17 protein-coding genes and 1 pseudogene are annotated in these 18775 nt (G+C 69.5%); 6 read left to right on the top strand and 12 right to left on the bottom strand.

Annotated features, from left to right (window positions below):
- Window positions 1-182: 182 nt before the first annotated feature.
- Genes cyoE through CJ022_RS07560 form a run of 4 tightly spaced genes read right to left on the bottom strand, consistent with a single transcriptional unit; the run spans window position 183 to window position 3655 of the window.
- A complete protein-coding gene (gene cyoE, locus CJ022_RS07575) occupies window positions 183-1115 on the bottom strand; it encodes a heme o synthase (RefSeq protein WP_101926054.1) in 933 nt (310 codons plus the stop codon).
- A gap of 1 nt (window position 1116) precedes the next feature.
- Window positions 1117-2334, bottom strand: a complete 1218-nt coding sequence (locus CJ022_RS07570; RefSeq protein WP_101926053.1) for a COX15/CtaA family protein — start codon at window positions 2332-2334, stop codon at window positions 1117-1119.
- Complete coding sequence (locus CJ022_RS07565) at window positions 2334-2921, bottom strand: hypothetical protein (protein WP_101926052.1); 588 nt, start codon at window positions 2919-2921, stop codon at window positions 2334-2336. The genes CJ022_RS07570 and CJ022_RS07565 overlap by 1 nt, the downstream gene beginning before the upstream one ends.
- Window positions 2918-3655, bottom strand: coding sequence for an SURF1 family protein (locus tag CJ022_RS07560; RefSeq protein ID WP_101926154.1), 738 nt, complete (start codon window positions 3653-3655; stop codon window positions 2918-2920). Before CJ022_RS07560 ends, CJ022_RS07565 begins: the two co-directional genes overlap by 4 nt.
- A 65-nt stretch (window positions 3656-3720) precedes the next feature.
- Between CJ022_RS07560 and CJ022_RS07555 the strand changes: the two genes are divergently transcribed.
- Window positions 3721-3939 carry a twin transmembrane helix small protein gene (locus CJ022_RS07555; protein ID WP_101926153.1) on the top strand — a complete coding sequence of 73 codons (219 nt, stop codon included), beginning with the start codon at window positions 3721-3723 and terminating at the stop codon, window positions 3937-3939.
- A 126-nt stretch (window positions 3940-4065) separates the two neighbouring features.
- Here CJ022_RS07555 and CJ022_RS07550 read toward each other — a convergent pair whose 3' ends face one another.
- The 5 genes from CJ022_RS07550 to coxB are packed head-to-tail and all read right to left on the bottom strand — an operon-like array spanning window position 4066 to window position 8333.
- Complete coding sequence (locus CJ022_RS07550) at window positions 4066-4950, bottom strand: cytochrome c oxidase subunit 3 (protein ID WP_101926051.1); 885 nt, start codon at window positions 4948-4950, stop codon at window positions 4066-4068.
- A gap of 53 nt (window positions 4951-5003) precedes the next feature.
- On the bottom strand, window positions 5004-5597 hold the full coding sequence (locus CJ022_RS07545; RefSeq protein WP_101926050.1) for a cytochrome c oxidase assembly protein: 594 nt from the start codon (window positions 5595-5597) through the stop codon (window positions 5004-5006).
- Complete coding sequence (locus tag CJ022_RS17050) at window positions 5594-5737, bottom strand: hypothetical protein (protein ID WP_158238373.1); 144 nt, start codon at window positions 5735-5737, stop codon at window positions 5594-5596. Before CJ022_RS17050 ends, CJ022_RS07545 begins: the two co-directional genes overlap by 4 nt.
- 11 nt (window positions 5738-5748) lie before the next feature.
- Window positions 5749-7371: a cytochrome c oxidase subunit I gene (ctaD, locus tag CJ022_RS07540; RefSeq protein WP_101926049.1), complete on the bottom strand. Its 1623-nt coding sequence runs from the start codon at window positions 7369-7371 to the stop codon at window positions 5749-5751.
- A gap of 23 nt (window positions 7372-7394) precedes the next feature.
- Window positions 7395-8333, bottom strand: coding sequence for a cytochrome c oxidase subunit II (gene coxB, locus CJ022_RS07535; protein WP_233198644.1), 939 nt, complete (start codon window positions 8331-8333; stop codon window positions 7395-7397).
- 356 nt (window positions 8334-8689) lie between these two features.
- On the opposite strand from coxB, the pseudogene putA reads away from it, so the two are divergent.
- Window positions 8690-11829: pseudogene (gene putA / locus CJ022_RS07530) on the top strand (bifunctional proline dehydrogenase/L-glutamate gamma-semialdehyde dehydrogenase PutA).
- A 141-nt stretch (window positions 11830-11970) separates the two neighbouring features.
- A complete protein-coding gene (locus tag CJ022_RS07525) occupies window positions 11971-12876 on the top strand; it encodes an AEC family transporter (RefSeq protein ID WP_101926048.1) in 906 nt (301 codons plus the stop codon).
- 419 nt (window positions 12877-13295) lie between these two features.
- On the opposite strand, the gene CJ022_RS07520 is transcribed toward CJ022_RS07525, so the two are convergent.
- Complete coding sequence (locus CJ022_RS07520; protein WP_101926047.1) at window positions 13296-14630, bottom strand: OmpP1/FadL family transporter; 1335 nt, start codon at window positions 14628-14630, stop codon at window positions 13296-13298.
- Window positions 14631-14854: 224 nt separating this feature from the next.
- Between CJ022_RS07520 and CJ022_RS07515 the strand changes: the two genes are divergently transcribed.
- Genes CJ022_RS07515 through crcB form a run of 3 tightly spaced genes read left to right on the top strand, consistent with a single transcriptional unit; the run spans window position 14855 to window position 16302 of the window.
- Window positions 14855-15553: a rhomboid family intramembrane serine protease gene (locus CJ022_RS07515; RefSeq protein ID WP_101926046.1), complete on the top strand. Its 699-nt coding sequence runs from the start codon at window positions 14855-14857 to the stop codon at window positions 15551-15553.
- A 22-nt stretch (window positions 15554-15575) separates the two neighbouring features.
- Complete coding sequence (locus CJ022_RS07510) at window positions 15576-15899, top strand: DUF1820 family protein (protein WP_101926045.1); 324 nt, start codon at window positions 15576-15578, stop codon at window positions 15897-15899.
- Between the two features lie 10 nt (window positions 15900-15909).
- Complete coding sequence (crcB, locus tag CJ022_RS07505) at window positions 15910-16302, top strand: fluoride efflux transporter CrcB (protein WP_101926044.1); 393 nt, start codon at window positions 15910-15912, stop codon at window positions 16300-16302.
- 371 nt (window positions 16303-16673) lie between these two features.
- Here the strand turns inward: crcB and CJ022_RS07500 are convergent, their stop codons facing one another.
- Window positions 16674-18026 carry a S41 family peptidase gene (locus CJ022_RS07500; protein ID WP_101926151.1) on the bottom strand — a complete coding sequence of 451 codons (1353 nt, stop codon included), beginning with the start codon at window positions 18024-18026 and terminating at the stop codon, window positions 16674-16676.
- Between the two features lie 320 nt (window positions 18027-18346).
- Window positions 18347-18775, bottom strand: a 429-nt coding sequence (locus CJ022_RS07495) for a murein hydrolase activator EnvC family protein (protein ID WP_158238372.1), incomplete at its 5' end; no start/stop codon positions are given.

Raw genomic sequence — 18775 nt, 5'->3', positions numbered from 1 at the left:
CGCCGCCCCCATGCGACACCACCGGAGCGCGACGATGGCCAAGAGCCTCGACAAGAAGAAAGAGACGAAGAAGAAGCCGGAGAAGACCCTGAAGGAAAAGCGCGCCGACAAGGCCGCGAAGAAAGCCTGATTCCGGCTCGCGCGACCGGCCGGGCGCTGCCCGCCGGTCGCGATCTACCGGCTCAGCCGATGCGCTGGAACTGCAGCCCGCCGGCCGCGCCACCGGCGCCCGGCAGCCACGGCAGCAGCCAGTGGTCGATCAGCAGGAAGGCGAACAGCGCCATCAGATAGACCACGGAATAATTGAACATCCGCATGGCGAAGAATTCGTCGGGCGGATCGAGCAGGCGCCACGCGTACCACAGGAACACCAGGCCCAGCACCACGGCGCCACCGAGGTAGAACACCCCGCTCATGCCGACCGCGACCGGCAGCAGCGTCACGACCACCAGCAGCACGGTGTAGATCAGGATCTGCCAGCGCGTGTACTCGACGCCGTGGGTCACCGGCAGCATCGGCACCAGCGCGCGCGCGTAGTCCTCGCGGCGGAAGATCGCCAGCGCCCAGAAGTGCGGCGGCGTCCACACGAAGATGATCAGCACCAGCAGCAAGGCGTGGGCCCAGTCCCACTGGCCCTGCATGCCGGTCACCGCGGCCCAGCCGAGCAGCGGCGGCGCCGCGCCGGCGATGCCGCCGATGACGATGTTCTGCGGCGTCGCGCGTTTCAGGAAGCCGGTGTAGACGACCGCGTAGCCGATCAGCGAGGCGAACGTCAGTGCGGCCGTCAGCGGATTGACCAGCAGCACCAGGATCGCCATCGACAGCGCGCCCAGCGCCAGCGCGAACACCAGCACCTGCACCGGGCGCAGCGTGCCGGTCGCCAGCGGCCGGTTCGCGGTGCGCGCCATGACCTTGTCGATGCGCTGGTCGATCAGATGGTTGATCGCCGCGGCGGACGCGGCCGCGAGCCAGATGCCGAGCAGGCCGAACACGCCTTCGCGCAGCGGCGGCAGCCCCGGCACCGCGAGGAACATGCCCACGAGCGCGGTGAACACGATCAGCGCGACGACGCGCGGCTTGGTCAGTTCCCAGTACTGGCCGGCGACATGGGCCACGTCAGTCTGGCCGCTTCAGGCGCGCGAGCAGCGACACCAGCACGAACAGCAGCAGCGCCGCGCCACCGTTGTGCAACACCGCGACCCACAACGGCAGCGCGAGCTTGACGTTGAGGACGCCGAGCGTGACCTGGGCCAGCGTCAGCAGCGTCAGCGCGACCGCCCAGCCGCGCAGGCCCGGGGTGCGCAGCAGCCGCACGACGAAGGCCAGCAGGGTCGCGACCACGACGATCGCCATCACCCGGTGCGCCATCTGGATCGCGATGCGCGCCGCGCCGTCGAGCACGCCGCCTTCGTAGTCGACGCCGACGCCGCGCCACAGCACGAAGCCCTCGCGGTAGTCGCCGCCGGGCAGCCATTGGCCCGCGCACTTGGGGAAATCGATCCAGTGGGTCTCGGCCGTGGTCCACCCGCCGGCGCCGCAGGCGAGCGCGGCGTAGTTCGCGCTGACCCAGCCGCCGAGCGCGATCTGCACGGCGACCACGGCGATCGCCGCGATGACCCAGCGGCGCAGCTGCAACGCGTCGACCAGCACGATCGGTCGCACCGTCGCCCGCCACGCCATCCACAGCAGCAGCGAGAACGTCAGCATGCCGCCGAGCAGATGGCCCATGACGATGACCGGCTTGAGCAGCATCGTCACCGTCCATTTGCCGAGCAGCGCCTGAAACACCACGACCGCGAGCGTCAGCGCCGCGGCCCGTGCCAGGTCGATGTTCGACCAGCGCAACGCGGCGAACAGCAGCAGCGCCTCGCCGAGTCCGGCGAACGCGAGCGCGGCCAGGATGTGGCCCTGCATGTACAGCGGAATCGCGAGGCCGACGAGCAGCGACGCGCCGACGATCTGGGCGACGCCGAAGCGGCGCCGGCGCGCGGCGATCAGCGCCAGGCCCAGCACCAGCACGCCGAGGCCCGCGGCCAGGTGGCGGTGGACCTGCTCGCGCCAGGCCTTGTGCGATTCGAACTCGCGGATCGCGGTCGCGGCATGGTCGGCGACCTCGTCGGCCGCCTGCGGCCACGCCGCGCGGCCGTAGCACGTGGGCCAGTCCGGACAGCTGAGGCCGGCGTCGGACAGGCGCACGAAGGCGCCGAACACGATCACGCACAGCGTCAGCGCGACGGTGAACCACGCGATGCGGTGGAAATGCCGATGGACCGCCGGCCGATGGATCGCGGGCTTGAACGCGCTGCCGCGTGCGGGTGGGGGCGTGGAATGCATCACTTCAACTTCAGCAGCTTGGCCATGTCCGCACGCAGGTGCCCCGGATCGAAGCCGGGGGCGTAGCGCAGGATCACGAATCCGTTGGGATCCACGACGTAGGCCGGGACGCCATTGTCCGCTTCGCCGGGACCGCCGTCGACGCGCGGCAATTTGTCGCGGAGCGCGGGATCGGGCGCGAGCACCCGCCAGCCGGTGTTGCGGACCGCGCCCTCGGGTACCGCGCCGAGCCAGAGGATGTCGACATGGTCGGCGTTGCGGCCGAACAGCTGCCAGACGAGGTCGAGCTCACGCGCCAGTTCCACGCACGCGGCCGCGCAACCGGCCGGCGGCGCCACGACGATGCGCCAGCGACGCTCGACCGGCTGCCAGCGGTAGTCGCCGCCGCCTTCCGCCAGCACCGGCACGACCTCGCGCAGATCCGCGGGCGGATCCAGCAGCTCGCCGTGGTTCTGCATGCCGGCCGGACGCCAGCCGGAAAACCGCAGGGCGCCGGCGACCAGCGCACTGCCGAGGAACAGCACGACAATCGCGACCAGCAGCAGGCGGTTGCGGTTGCGCTGGTGGGGAGAGACGGGAGCACTCATCGACGGGATTTCCGGAATGTCAGCAGCAGCGCGGTCGCCAGCACCGCGAGGGCGAGGCCGAACCATTGCACCGCGTAGCCGAGGTGTTTTTCGGGCGGCAGGGTGTTGGGCAGGATGTCGAGATCGCGCGCGTAGCCAAGCGGCAATGCCGGATCGAGCCGCAGCACGCGCGGCGGCGGCGGCGTGTCGAGGTCCGCGGCGGTGGCGATCGCGGCGAGGTCGACGCGGGTCATCAGGTACGCCGCGCCCTCGCCGAGCGCCGGCCCCAGCGCCAGCCCGGCCGACGGAGGCGGCATCAGCAGGCCGCGCAGCTCGAGCGGGGTGTCGAGCAGACCGGCGCCGCTGACGATGTCGGCCGCCGGCAGCCGCGTGACCCGGTCGGCGATCGGCGCCCAGCCCAGGTCGACCAGCAGCGGCGCACCGGCCTCGGGCGCGAACAGGCGATAGATTCGCAGGCCCGGCTGGCCGTCCTGGATCTGGTTGTCGAGCACGAAGGCGCGATCGTCGGTGAAGCGGCCGCGGCCGGCCACCCAGTCGTAGTCCTGCGCGCGTGCGGCATCGCCCGCCAGCGCCAGCGGCTGCGCGTCGCGCTCGGCCAGCACGCGCTCGACCGCGCCCAGCATCGCCTGCTTGTGGTGCATGCGCGACAGCTGCCACTGCCCGAGCGCGGCGAAGGCCACGATCAGTGCGACCGCCAGCGACCAGCCGACGATCGTCGTCGTGCGCCGGCTCACCCGCATGTCGGGACGACCTGCGACAATCCGCTCACGAACCGACCGCGCCGGAGCACGCCATGGTCATGAACGATTCGCTAAAGACGCTGCTGATCATCGGCTTCCTGATCCTGATCCTGTGGAACCTCGGTGCGGGTCTGTACTACATGCTGACAGACAAGGGCCGCACCGACCGGACCGTCAAGGCACTGACGCGACGGATCGGCCTGTCGGTCGGCCTGATCCTGCTGGTGCTGCTGGCGGTGTGGATGGGCTGGATCAAGCCCCACGGAGTCTACGGCTGACGCGAGCGCGCGGATGCGCCGTTGTCGCCACCCCGCGCGGCGTCGCTGAAGACCGCCGCCGCGTGCGGGTGACGCGGCGAGTCGGCACGTCTCCACGACATGCCGGACCCGTCGTGACCCGCGTCGTCAGATGACGTAGACGAACAGGAACAGGATCAGCCAGACCACGTCGACGAAGTGCCAGTACCAGGCCACCGCCTCGAACGCGAAGTGGTTTTCCTTGGTGAAGTGGCCGCGGAAGCAACGCAGCCAGATCACGATCAGCATGATCGTGCCGAGCGTCACGTGCGCGCCGTGGAAGCCGGTCAGCATGAAGAACGTCGAGCCGTAGATGCCCGAGCCCAGCGTCAGGTTGAGATCGCGGTAGGCGTGGACGTATTCCTCGACCTGGAAGAACAGGAACACGCAGGCCAGCAGGATGGTCGCGCCGAGGAACACCAGCAACTGGGTGCGGTGCGCGGCGCGCAGCGCGTGGTGGGCGATCGTGATCGTGATGCCCGACGCCAGCAGGATCAGCGTATTGAGCAGCGGCAGGCCCCAGGCCGGGATCGTCTGGAACACGCCACCGACCTCGCCCGGACCCGCCGACGGCCAGGCCGCGCTGTAGCCCTCCCACAGCACCTCGTTGGTCGCCACGCCCGAGCCTTCGCCGCCCAGCCACGGCAGCGCCAGCGTGCGCGCGTAGAACAGCGCGCCGAAGAACGCGGCGAAGAACATGATCTCCGAGAAGATGAACCACACCATCCCCATCCGGAACGACACGTCGACCTGCTTGTTGTAGTAGCCCGACACCGATTCCAGGATCACGTCGGCGAACCACTTGAACAGGATCGCCGACAGCGCGACGGCGCCGACGAAGAACGTCGTGCGGCCCCAGCTGACTTCGTTGAACCAGCTCGCCAGGCCCAGCATCGTGATGAACAGCGCGACCGATGCGAACACCGGCCACTTGCTGTCGTGCGGCACGAAATAGATGTTGGCGTCTTTGGGGTCGGGCTGGGCGTGTGCCATGGCGAGGTCCGTGTGGCGTGGAGCGATGAGCGGAAAAGGAAGCGGCGTGCGGCTCAGGGTGCGGCCGCAGGGCCCGGATTGCCGCGCCGGGACGCCGTGTCGGCCGCCAGTCGCGACGTCAGCACGTCGTTCTTGAAGAAGGTATAGGACAGAGTGACCGTGTTGACGTCGGCCGGCAGCGACGGATCGATGATGAACCGCACCGGCATGTCGCGGGTCTCGCCGGCTTCCAGCGTCTGCGCGGTGAAGCAGAAGCATTCGGTCTTCTGGAAGAAGCCCGACGCCCGCGCCGGCGCCACCGACGGCGTCGCGCTGCCGACGACCGGCGACGCGCTGTCGTTGTGCGCGTAGTACGTCGTCTCGTACTGCTCGCCGACCCGGACCTGCATGCGGGTCTCGTTCGGGCGGAACGACCACGGCAGGTGCGAATTGACGCTGGCGTCGAACTCGACGGTCACCATCCGCGCCTCGTCGGCGGCGCCGGCGGTGACCGGCGCGGCGACCGCGCTGTTCTCGAGGCGGATGCCGAACACCTTCTCGCAGGCGATCCGGTACAGCGGCACCAGCGAAAACGTGAAGGCGAACGCCGCGAACGAGATCGCGACCAGCTTGCCGACGCCGAAGCCCTTCTTCGCCGGCGCGCTCATCGACCGATCACGCCGCTGAGGATGAAGGCGACATAGATGCCCGCCGCGATCAGCGCCGCGATGCCCGCGGTCCGCTTCGCGCGCCGGCGGCGCGCGGCGATCTCATCGGGGGCGAGTGGCGTGGGCATGGCGATCGGCATCGGTCCCGGGATCAGTGGCTGATGTCGTCGTGCGCCAGGTCGCCCGGCTTGAGCACCGGCGGCGTCGCGAACGTGTGGTGCGGCGCCGGCGACGGCACGGTCCACTCCAGACCCTTGGCGCCTTCCCACGACCGCGCCGCGGCGGGCGCGCCGCGCAGCTTGGAATGCAGCAGGATCGCGAACATCAGGAAGGGCGTGGCGAACATGCCGAACGCGCCGATCGAGCTGATCAGGTTCCAGTCCGCGAACACGACGTTGTAGTCGGGGATGCGGCGCGGCATGCCGGCCAGGCCGAGGAAGTGCTGCGGGAAGAACAGCAGGTTGACGAACACGATCGTCCACCAGAAATGCACCTTCGCCCAGAGCTCGTTGTACATGCGGCCGGTCCACTTCGGCCACCAGTAGTAGGTCGCCGCGATGATCGCGAACAGCGCGCCGGTCACCAGCACGTAATGGAAGTGGGCGACGACGAAATAGGTGTCGTGGTACTGGAAGTCGGCCGGCACGATGGCGAGCATCAGGCCCGAGAACCCGCCGATGGTGAACAGGATGACGAAGGCGACAGACCACAGCATCGGCGACTCGAAGCTCAGCGAGCCGCGCCACATCGTCGACACCCAGTTGAACACCTTCACGCCGGTCGGGATCGAGATCAGCATCGTCGCGAACATGAAGTAGATCTCGCCGCCCAGCGGCATGCCCACGGTGAACATGTGGTGGGCCCAGACGATGAAGCTCAGGAACGCGATCGCCGCGGTCGCATAGACCATCGCCTGGTAACCGAACAGCGGCTTGCGGCTGAAGGTCGGGATGATCTCCGACACGATGCCGAACGCCGGCAGGATCATGATGTAGACCTCGGGATGCCCGAAGAACCAGAAGATGTGCTGGTACATCACCGGGTCGCCGCCGCCGGCCGCGTTGAAGAACGAGGTCATGAAGAACTTGTCGGTCAGCAGCATCGTGACCGCGCCGGCCAGCACCGGCATCACCGCGATCAGCAGGAACGCGGTGATCAGCCAGGTCCAGCAGAAGATCGGCATCTTCAGCAGGTCCACGCCCGGGGCGCGCATGTTGAGGATGGTCGCGATGACGTTGATCGCGCCCATGATCGAGCTGATGCCCATCATGTGGATGGCGAAGATCGTCAGCGACACGCTGTTGCCGCCCTGCAGCGACAGCGGCGGATACAGCGTCCAGCCGCCGGCCGGGCCACCGCCGGGCAGGAACAGCGTCATCAGCAGCATCGTGAACGCGAACGGCAGGATCCAGAACGACCAGTTGTTCATGCGCGGCAGCGCCATGTCCGGCGCGCCGATCTGCAGCGGGATCATCCAGTTGGCCAGGCCGACGAAGGCCGGCATCACGCCGCCGAAGATCATCACCAGCGCATGCATGGTGGTCATCTGGTTGAAGAACTGCGGGCTGACGTGCTGCAGGCCCGGGACGGCGAGCTCGGTGCGGATGATCACGCTCATGCCCGCGCCGATGATGAACATCACGAACGAGAACAGCAGGTACAGCGTGCCGATGTCCTTGTGGTTCGTGGAAAAGAACCAGCGCTGGACGAAGCCCTGGGTGTGGGCGTGATCGTCGTGATGGTCGTGCGCGGCGGTGGCGGTATGCGTGGACATGAGCGTGCGGGCCTCGGAATCGATCAGCCGGCCGCGGGAGCGGCAGGGGCGGATGGGGTCTGCGCGGTGGCCGGGGTGTCCCCGTCCGCCTGCTCAGGTGCCGGTGCGGGCGCCGCGGGGGCCGCCTCGACCGGGGGGGGTGCGTTCCGGGCCTTCTCGGCGGCGAGCCAGGTGTCGAACTCCGCACGCGGCAGCGCGCGCACGACGATCGGCATGAAGGCGTGGTCCTTGCCGCACAGTTCGGCGCACTGGCCGCGGTAGACGCCGGGCTCGAGGATCTCGGTCCAGGCCTCGTTGACGATGCCGGGGATCGCGTCCTGCTTCCAGCCCAGCGCCGGCACCCACCAGGAGTGGATCACGTCGTCGGCGGTCACCACGAAGCGGATCTTGGTGTCGGTCGGCAGCACCAGCGCGTTGTCGACGTCGAGCAGGTAATGGCCGTGCGCGTCGAGCTCGGCGCGGGTCGTGGCCGGGTTCTGGCGCAGGCGGTCGCTCTCGCGGTCGAGGCGGCTGGTGATCGCCACGTCCTCGCCCATGTACTCGTACTTCCACATCCACTGGATGCCGGTGACCTTGACGGTCATTTCCGAATCGCGGGTGTCGTACATCGCGATCAGCTTCTGCGTCGCCGGCACCGCCATCACCACCAGGATGATGATCGGGACCACCGTCCAGATGATCTCGGCCGTCGTGTTGTGGCTGAACTGGGCCGCGACCGCACCCTTGGACTTGCGGAACTTGAACATCGCGACGGCCATCGCGCCGAACACGAGGATGCCGATCGCGACGCAGATCCACAGCGCCATCATGTGCGCGTCGTAGGCGTGCTGGGACGAGGCGGTGACGCCCTTGCCCATGTTCAGCTGCCACGGCTTGGGATCGCTGGCCTGGGCCGCGGCACCCGCCGACATCGCCAGGGCGAGCGCACCCGACATCCATTGCATGAAACGACCGGCTTGCATCACATCGAACCCCAAGTGCCTGAGCTGGCGTTGGCTGGCGGGAACGCGACCGTCCTCGCCCCTGCGTGCGGGGCTGAATCGTGCGCAGGAGCGGCGGCGTACTGCGGAAAACCCCCGGATGGTAGCCGTGGCCGACATGGACCGGCAAGCCGGACTGCGTCGGATCGTCGCACCCGGCGCCGCCGCACGGCCGCGAACGACGCGCGGAACCGCGCTCTGGTGGGGTTCGCGGCCTCCGGCGACCGGCACGATATAAAGATGTGGCACGACGCCCGCCAACCGACCATCTGGGTCATGGTCGCGCCGATGCCGCGCGTCTAGAATCGCGGGCTCGCCACGTCCCCGCCGGTTGCCTCTTGAACGCCAGTCCGTCGTCCACCGCCCCGGCGGTCTCCCCTTCGTCGCTGCGCCCGGCGATCACCGCGGCCTGGACCGCGGACGAAACCGAGCGCGTGCAGGCGCTGCTCGAACAGGCCCGCCAGCCCGACGCCGACCGCGCCGCCATCCAGGCCACGGCCGCCGACCTGGTGCGCCGGGTCCGTGCCCGCGCGCAGGACCAGGGCGCGATCGAGGCCTTCATGCAGCAGTACGACCTCGGCAGCGAGGAAGGCGTGCTGCTGATGTGCGTGGCCGAGGCGCTGCTGCGCATTCCGGACCAGGACACGGCCGATGCGCTGATCCGCGACAAGCTCGGCGAGGCCAACTGGCGCAAGCACATGGGCCAGTCGGACTCGGTGCTGGTCAACGCCTCGACCTGGGGCCTGATGCTGACCGGCCACCTGGTCGACCTGGCCGACGACACCAAACGCAATGTCCACAACGCCTTCCAGCGCCTGATCGGTCGCGTCGGCGAGCCGGTGATCCGGCTCGCGGTGCGCCAGGCGATGCGGATCATGGGCCACCAGTTCGTCATGGGCCGCACGATCGGCGAGGCACTGACGCGCAGCCGCAAGGGCGCCAACGCCGCGTACCGCTATTCGTTCGACATGCTCGGCGAGGCCGCGCTGACCCGGGCCGACGCCGACCGCTATCTGAAGGCCTACCGCGATGCGATCGACGCGATCGGGCGCACCGGGCCGTTCGAGGACGCGATCACCGCGCCGTCGATCTCGGTCAAGCTGTCCGCGCTGCACCCGCGCTACGAGCACGCCAAGCGCGAACGCGTGCTGGCCGAACTCGCGCCGCGTCTGCGCGATCTGGCGCAGCGCGCGAAGGGCTACCGCATCGGTCTGACCGTCGACGCCGAGGAAGCCGACCGGCTGGAACTCTCGCTCGACGTGATCGAGGCGGCCTGGTCCGATGCCTCGCTGGCCGGCTGGGACGGCTTCGGCATCGTCGTGCAGGCCTACCAGAAGCGCGCGCCGTTCGTGATCGACTGGATCGCCGCCCTCGCCCGCGCACACGGCCGCCGCATCCCGGTGCGCCTGGTCAAGGGCGCGTACTGGGACAGCGAGGTCAAGCGCGCCCAGGTCGAAGGCCACCCGGGCTATCCGGTGTTCACCCGTAAACCGAACACCGACGTCAGCTATCTCGCCAATGCGCGCCGCCTGCTGTCGGCGACCGATGCGATCTATCCGATGTTCGCGACCCACAACGCACACACCATCGCCGCCGTGCACCGCATGGCGACGACGCTGCTGCCGGCCGCGGGCGGTGCGAAGCCCTACGAGTTCCAGAAGCTGCACGGCATGGGCGACGACCTCTACGCCGAGGTCATTCCGGCCAATCGCCTCGACGTGGCCTGCCGCGTCTATGCGCCGGTCGGCTCGCACGAGGACCTGCTGCCGTACCTGGTGCGGCGCCTGCTCGAGAACGGCGCCAACTCCAGCTTCGTCAACCGGATCAGCGACGAGGACGTCGCGATCGACGACCTGATCCGCGATCCGGTCGAGGTCGTGTCCGGTTTCGAATCCATTCCCCACCCCCGCATTCCGCTGCCGGTCGACCTCTACCGCAGCCAGTCGCACGACAGGAGCAATTCCATGGGCGTCAATCTCGCCAACGATGCGCAGCTCGCCGCACTCGCCGAACAGATCCGGGCCCATGCCGGCCCGTGGACCGCGGGCCCGCTGGTGCCGGGTGCGACCAGCAGCGGCGCGACCGTCGAGGTCACTAGCCCCGCCGACCGCCGCGTGCGCGTGGGCCAGTGGCAGGCCGCCGACACCGCGACCGTCGAGCAGGCGCTGCGCAACGCGACCGACGCCCACGCCGACTGGAACGCGATGCCCGCCGCCTCGCGCGCGGCGATCCTCGAACACGCCGCCGACCTGCTGGAAGCGCGCACGCCCGAATACATCGCGATGTGCACGCGCGAAGCCGGCAAGACGATTCCCGACGGCGTGGCCGAAGTGCGCGAGGCCGTGGATTTCCTGCGCTACTACGCCGGCGAGGCGCGCCGCCTGTTCATCGTCGAGGCGCTGCCCGGCCCGACCGGCGAATCCAACAGCCTGCAGCTCTCGGGCCGCGGCGTGTTCGTCTGCATCAGTCCGTGGAACTTCCCGCTGGCGATCTTCGCCGGCCAGATCGCCGCCGCGCTCGCGGCCGGCAATACCGTCATCGCCAAGGCCGCCGAGCAGACTACGCTGGTCGGCCATGCCGCGGTCAAGCTGCTGCACGAAGCCGGCGTGCCGGACGCCGTGCTGCAGTACGTGCCCGGCGATGGCGCCAGCGTCGGCGCGGCGCTGACCTCGGATGCGCGCGTGGCCGGCGTGGTGTTCACCGGCTCGAACGCGACCGCACTGGCGATCAATCGCGCGCTCGCCGCGCGCGACGGCGCGATCGGCACCCTGATCGCCGAGACCGGCGGCCAGAACGCGCTGATCGCCGACTCCTCCGCGCTGCCCGAGCAGCTGGTCAAGGACGCGCTGGGTTCGGCGTTCACCTCGGCCGGCCAGCGCTGCTCGGCCGCGCGCGTACTGTTCGTGCAGGACGACATCGCCGACAAGGTGCTCGACATGCTGGCCGGCGCGATGCAGGAGCTCACCGTCGGCGATCCGGCGCTGCTGTCGACCGACGTCGGCCCGGTGATCGATGCCGACGCGCTGCGCATGCTCGATGCGCACGCCGAACGCATGGCCCGCGAGGCGCGCCTGATCGCGACCACGCCGCTCGGCGAGGCCGCCGCGCACGGCACGTTCTTTGCGCCGCGCGCGTGGGAACTGCAGTCGCTGTCGCAGTTGCAGCGCGAGAACTTCGGCCCGGCGCTGCACGTGATCCGCTGGAAGGCCAACGAGCTCGATGCGGTGATCGACGCGATCAACAACACCGGATACGGCCTGACGCTCGGCATCCACTCGCGCATCGACGAGACCGTCGAGACGATCACGTCGCGCGCGCGGGTCGGCAACGTCTACGTCAACCGCAACCAGATCGGCGCCGTCGTCGGCGTGCAGCCCTTCGGCGGCCAGCGCCTGTCGGGCACCCCGCCGAGAAGACCGTGACCATCAACACCACGGCCGCCGGCGGCAATGCGTCGCTGCTGACGCTCGGCGACTGACAGGTGCGGGGCGCGGACGGCCGCAACGCCGTCCGCCCCGCGCCTGCGCGCGGAGCACATCGCGCGGATCGCGGCGCAAGTCCGAGGCGACGCACGGCGTGGCCCGCTACCATCGTCGATCCCCCGCTGTCCTGACGGCCCATGGCCTTCGATGCCTTTGCCCTGATCCTGGCGATGCTCGCGCTGGGCCTGCTGTTCGCCCGCCTGCGGGTCATGCCGGCCAATGCGGCCGAGGTGCTGAACCTCGTCGTGCTCTACGTGTGCCTGCCCGCCGCGGTGCTGGTGCACGTGCCGAAACTGCAGTTCGACGCGTCTCTGGTCGGCGTCGCCGCGACGCCGTGGCTGCTCGCGGTCGCGACCGTCGCGCTGGTGCTGCCGCTGGCGCGCTGGTTGCGGTTCCGCCGAGACGAGACCGCGGTGCTGCTGCTGTGCGTGGGCCTGTGCAACAGCAGCTTCATCGGCTACCCGATGATCGCCGCGCTGCTGGGGCAGGACGCGGTGGCGTATGCGGTGGTCTACGACCAGTTCGGCACCTTCGTGCTGCTGTCGACGTTCGGCCTGACGATCCTCGCGCGCTACAGCGGCGACACCCCGCCGGGCTGGCGCGACATCGTGCGCCGCATGCTGCGGTTTCCGCCGTTGTGGGCGCTGGCTGTCGGGCTGACGGCGATGCCGGCCGCGCCGCCCGCATGGATCGCCGCGGCGCTGGAGAATCTGGCCGCCGCGATGCTGCCGCTGGTGATGCTCGCGGTCGGCCTGTCGATCCAGCTGCGCATGCCGCGCGACGAGATCCGTCCGCTGGCGACCGGTCTTCTGCTGAAACTGCTGGTGATGCCGGCGATCGCCCTGCCGCTGTCGTGGGCGTTCGGCATGGACGGCACGATGCTGCAGGCCAACGTGCTGGAATCGGCGATGCCGACGATGATCACCGCCGCCGCGCTGGCGATCGCCGCCGGCCTCGCCCCGCGCCTGGCGGCCGCGCTGGTCGGGTACGGCATCCTGCTGTCGCTGGTCACGCTGCCCGCGTGGGCGTGGGTGCTGGGATGACAGCCTGGGCACCTGCCGGTGCCCAGGCAGATAACTGTTACGGCGGCGGACAGCCGAATGTGCGGAGGCAGCGGTAGTAGTTGAGCTCACAAAGCTGACCACCGCTACTTACGCACTGCTCTCGTAGAGACAAGCAGTTATTGGGTTGGCACGCGGCGTACGCCGCGCCGCTCGTGTCGATAAAGACTGACAGGATCGGCAGCAGGCGAAAACGGAACTTCAGACGCTTCATCGAACCGCTCCTTGGTTAGACCCCCTGCGACATCACTTTTACGCTTTTTCGCTGTCGGCCAGAAGACGCTTTGCGCACAGACTTAGACCCCCGCGAAATATGACCTTCTGACGGTTTGACTCACCGCTACATAAAAAAAAAGCCCCGCCGAAGCGGGGCTTTTTGATCCCACGATGTCACAGGTGGATCAGAAGCGGTACTGCGCCGAGACGCCGAACAGGTTGGCGTTGCCGTCGAAATCGCCGGCGACGCGGCTGCCGCCGCTGGTGGTGTCGATCGTCGGATCGCGCGGCTCGATGCGGGTGTAGGCGAAGTTCAGATCGAACGCGTCGCTGAGCATCCAGGTCGCACCGACCGAGTAGAAGATGCGGTTCGCGTCGGGCAGGCGCGGCGTGCGGTGCGCGAGGCTGGTCGGGGTTTCGTCGTACGCGACGCCGCCACGCAGCTTCCAGCTGTCGCTGAGCTTGTACTCGGCGCCGAGGGCGGCGAAGTACGTGTCCTTCCACTCGAAGGGCTCGACCGAATCCGGATCGGGGTTGTCGAACTGGATGCGCACTTCGCGCAGCGACGACCAGTCGGTCTCGGCGTACGTCGCCGACAGCATCAGCGCGTCGGTGACCTGCCAGGCGGCGCCGATGTTGAGGATCGACGGCGTGGTCAGGTCGGCTACCACGGTGCCGTCCTGGAACAGCGCGGGCGCGACCTGATCGAAGACCGAGGCCGCATTCGTCGGCACGGTCCAGTCAGCGGTGCCCGTCAGCTCGTAATCGATCTCGGAGCGGTAGCTGACGCCGATCGACACGGCATCGGTCGGGCGGAAGTTCGCGCCGAGGATGTAGCCGAAACCGTTGTCGTCGCCCTGCACGACCGCCAGACCATCAGCGCCCTGCGGCTGCGCGAATGGCAGCGGGACGCCCTGCTGTGCAAGCAGGCCACCGAAATCGACGGCGCGCGACAGGGTCACGTCGGCGCGCGAGGCGATGACGCCCAGGCCCACCGAGAAGCGGTCGGTGATGTCGATCGCGCCCGAGAGCGTCAGGTCGATGATTTCGACTTCCGAGGTCTGCGCGGCGTAGCGGCCGACCCAGCCGGCGTCGTATTCGGTCTTCAGGCCGAACGGGGCGCTGACCATCGCGCCGAGCGCGACGCCGTTGTCGAGCTTGTGCACGACCGAGAACGCCGGCACTGGGGTGACGTCGCCGGCGTTGCCGCCGTTGCTGCCGGTGAGCGGACGGCCGAGGGCATCGGTGCCGCTGCCCTGGAATTCGTAGTTGAGGTCGATGACGGTCAGGTCGAGCTGCGTCGTGGTGCCCTCGAACTGTGTCATCACGGCCGGGTTGTTGGTCACGACCGAGCTGTCGCCGGTCTTCGCGGCGGTGCCGGCGAAGGCGCTGCCCATCGACTTGACGCTGTTTTCCTTGAGCTGGAAGCCGGCGGCCTGGGCCTGGCCGGCAAACGTCAGGGCGGCGGCGATGCCGACGGCCAGGACAGTGCTCTGCATGAAGCGGGGGTTGGTAGCCATGTGTCGCGTTCTCTCCAAAGACAGGGATGTCGGGTCGCTTCGCCGGACAAGGGAAAGGCCCCCCTTTCCACCTCTTGTCGCCTGTCGGAATCCCCTCCCGAACGCGCGCAGCGGGCGGCACTATACCGTACCGGGGCGTCCGGAAGCAGTTGTGCGCTGCGGCATGAAAACGGCGCCATGATGCGCTTTACCGGCACCTCGCCGGCCCTCGACAATGCCCCGCGATGTTCATCTCGATTCCCAACCGCCATGGCCGCACGCAGCTGCGCTGGGCCACCCCGATGCTGTTCGCGTTGCTGTGGCTGGCGTTCTTGTGGGCGAGCTCGCGGTCGGCGCTCGACCAGCACGCCCTGCTGCTCGACTGGGGCGCGCTGTACGGCGAACCGGTCGGCACCGGCGGCGTGCTGGCGAACTGGCTCGATGCCGGGCCTTGGCTCCGGTTGTTCTCGGCGCTGTTCCTGCACGCGGACTGGGCGCACCTGCTCGGCAACCTCGTCTTCCTGCTGATCTTCGGCCTGCCGGCGGAGCGCCTGATGGGCGCGTGGCGCCTGCTGGTCCTGTTCCTGTTCGGCGGCGCGCTGGCCAATCTCGCCGCGGTGTTCGCGATCGGCGCGCCGGACCGCCTGATCATCGGCGCCAGCGGCGCGGTGTCGGCGCTGATCGGCGCGTATCTCGCGCTGTTTCCGAACGCGCGGCTCGGCGTGGTGGTGCCGCTGGGTCTGTTCCTGGAATTCGTGCGCGCGCCGGCGTCGGTGCTGATCGGCGTCTGGGCGCTGCTGCAGGTCGTGTTCGCGTACATCGGCCCGGCGTTCGGCGCGGTCGCATGGGCGGCGCACGTCGCCGGGTTCCTGTTCGGCATCGGCTTCGCGCTGGTGTCGCGACGCGCGATCGGCCTGCGGCTGCGGCGGCTCAAGGGGTACTGAGCGTGACTTTATACTGCGCCACATGAGCGCCGCGTCCCTGTTCAAGATCACCTTCCTCAGCGCCGGCACAGTGCAGACGCTGTATGCCCGGCGCGTGGACAGCGGACGCCTGTGGGGCTTCGTCGAGATCTCGGAGCTGGTGTTCGATGCCCACGAGGGCGTCGTCGTCGACCCGACCGAGGAACGGCTGCGCGCCGAGTTCGCCGATACGCGCACGCTGCACGTGCCGATGCAGGCGGTGCTGCGGATCGAGGAGGTCGCGAAGAAAGGCCCGTCGGCGATCCGCGACGCGACGGCCGGGGAGTCGGTGGTCACGCCGTTCCCGCTGCCGGCCCGTCCGCGTTGAGCACCGCGCGATGACCCGCCTGCTGCTGATCGGCCTGGGCGGCTTCGTCGGCTCGATCTGCCGCTACCAGCTGTCGCTGTGGCTCACCTCGCTGGCCGCGCCGGACGCCGGCGCCCGCTTTCCGTTCGGCATCCTCGGCGTGAACCTGCTCGGCTGCCTGGTCGCCGGATTGCTGACCGGCGCGATCGCGCGCCACGGCTGGTTCTCGCCGGACGTGCGCGTGATGCTGATGGTCGGCGTCCTCGGCGGATTCACGACGTTCTCGGCCTTCGGCATGGACACGCTGGCGCTGCTGCGGCGCGGCGACATCGCGATGGCGGCGCTGTATGTCGGACTGACGGTCGTCGTCGGGCTGGTGCTGGCCTGGTTCGGCTGGCGTCTCGCGGCTGGCCCGGCAGCCTGATCCGGCTGCCGGGGAGCATCCGAAGACCTGGCTGGTCGTTTGTGCCGGCCGCATGGGCCTGGATCGCACGTCACCAGTGAAACGTGCTGCTCGTGGACCGTATCGCGCGCGCTACTGGCGCCGCCTGGAACACGTCGTGCGCCGTGCCCGGCGCTGCAAGCGCCTGCCGGGTGCCACGTCTGACGGCACGCGCGCCGACCACTCGAACATCGCGCCGCATCGTGCCGGTCGCTGTATCGACGATTTGCTGCATCGGCACGACAGGCCGGTCGCAAGGCGTCGTTCCGAACGCGCACAGGCGCCACGGCGCCGACGCGATACACGCCAGCTGATTGCGCGACGGCAGCGCGCCACCGCCGCCGCGCGCGGCGTTATTCCGCCGTGTCGTCCGCGGGCGCGGGTGCAGCGCCTGCCGCCGTCGCAGCGCCCGGCGTCTTCAGCTCGGCCAGCGCCGCGGCGATCGGGGCATCGCCCGGCAAGGCTTCGCCACCGGTCTGGCCATCCTCTTCGTCGCCACTGAGGTGGCCCGGCAGTGCGGCTTCGGTGTAGGCGCTCGCGGCACGCGGCGCATCGGCCGCGTCGTCGGCATTCTCCGGGCGCAGCACGACATCGGGATCGATGCCGCGCGCCTGGATCGAGCGGCCACTCGGCGTGTAGTAACGCGCCGTCGTGAGCTTCACCGAATCGCCGTTGTCGAGCGGCAGCACGGTCTGCACCGAGCCCTTGCCGAAGGTGCGGCTGCCGACGATGCGAGCGCGCTCGTTGTCGCGCAGCGCGCCGGCCAGCACTTCCGAGGCGCTGGCCGAACCGACATCGGTGATCACGACGACCGGCGCGCCATCGAGCAGATCGCCAGGCGTCGCGTTGAACTCCGCGTCGCTGATCGGAATGCGCCCGCGCGTGGTGACGATGGTGCCGCGATCGAGCAGGTCGTCGGCGATCTGCACCGCCGAGGTCAGCAGGCCGCCCGGGTTGCTGCGCAGGTCGATGACCAGGCCGCGCAATGCGCCGCCGGCCTGCTGCTTGAGCTCGCCGGTGACGCGGGCGAAATCGGTCGCGGTATCGACCTGGAACTGGCTGACGCGGATGTAGCCGTAGCCGGGCTCGAGCATGCGCCCGCGCACGCTGACGACGCGGATCGTCTCGCGCATCACCTCGATCTCGAGCGGCGCGGTCTCGCCGTCGCGCAGCACGCCCAGCGTCACCGGCGTGCCGGAGGCGCCGCGCAGTGGACCGGGGCCGGTGTTGTCGGCCGGGCTCAGCGGCTTGCCGTCGACACTGACGATCACGTCGCCGGCGCGGATGCCGGCCTCGGCAGCCGGGGTGCCGTCGATCGGCGCGATGACCCGCATGCTGCCGTCGGGCAGGTACATCACTTCCACGCCGATGCCGTCGTAGGCGCCTTCGGTGCCTTCGTCGAACGCGGTCGCGGTGTCCTGTTCCATGTAGACGCTGTGCGGATCGAGATCCAGCAGCAGGCCGCGGATCGCCGACGTCATCAGCTTGCGGTCCTCGACCGGCTCCACGTAGGCCTGGCGCACCGCGTTGAAGACGCCGACATAGCGGCGGATCTCCTCGAGCGGCACCCGGCTCGACGCCTGGGTCATCGCATCGGGGTCGTCACTGGCGGCGACCTCCGGTGCGATCCCGTCCTCGTCCGCAGGCGCGTCGGCCGGCGGCGCGGCGTCGACCGGGGCGGCCGCGGGCGCATCTTCGACAGGCATGTCCTCGGCAGGCGGATCGACGGCGGGCGTCGCCGGCACCGGGTCCGTCTCTTGCGGCGCGTCATTCGCAGGCACGGCGTCGGCCGGCCCGGCCTGCGGCGCGGTCGCGGGCGGAACCACAGGATCCTGGGCGAACGCCGCCGGCGACAACAGCAGGGACAGGGCCAGCGTCAGGGAACGTACGCGCATGCAGGACTCCGGGGGAGAGAACGGAAGCGCACGCACCGGGTGCGCGCTGATCGATTATGCGGGCGCGCTCCGTGAATGGGTGGCGAGCGCGCGGGAATGTTCAGTTCCACGCGACGCGCGCGGCGGCGGCCTCAGCGGCGCTGCAGCCACGTCACCGGATTGACCGGTGTACCGTTCTGGCGCAGCTCGAAATACAGGCCGCTGCGGCCCTGTCCGCCGGAATTGCCGACGCTGGCGACGGTGTCGCCGCGCTTGACCGCATCGCCCGCGCGTTTCACCAGCGCGTCGTTGTGCCCGTAGAGGCTCATGTAGCCGTTGCCGTGGTCGACGATCAGCAGCATGCCGTAGCCGGTCATCCATTCGGCGAACACCACCGTGCCGTCGGCGACCGACCGGACCACGGTGCCCGCGGGCGCGCCGATCAGCACGCCGGTGCTGCTGCGGCCGTCGGGCAGCTTGCCGCCGTAGGCCGCGAGCAACGCGCCACTGACCGGCCAGCCGAGCCCGCCGACCTGCGGCGCGGCGTTGCGCGCCACCGCGACCGGCGGGCGCGGCGGCGG

The organism is Luteimonas rhizosphaerae, assembly GCF_002849595.1.
Taxonomy (GTDB): Bacteria; Pseudomonadota; Gammaproteobacteria; order Xanthomonadales; family Xanthomonadaceae; genus Luteimonas; species Luteimonas cellulosilyticus.
Note: the sequence above shows the minus strand (reverse complement) of the source record. Positions and strands in the feature narration are given on the sequence as shown.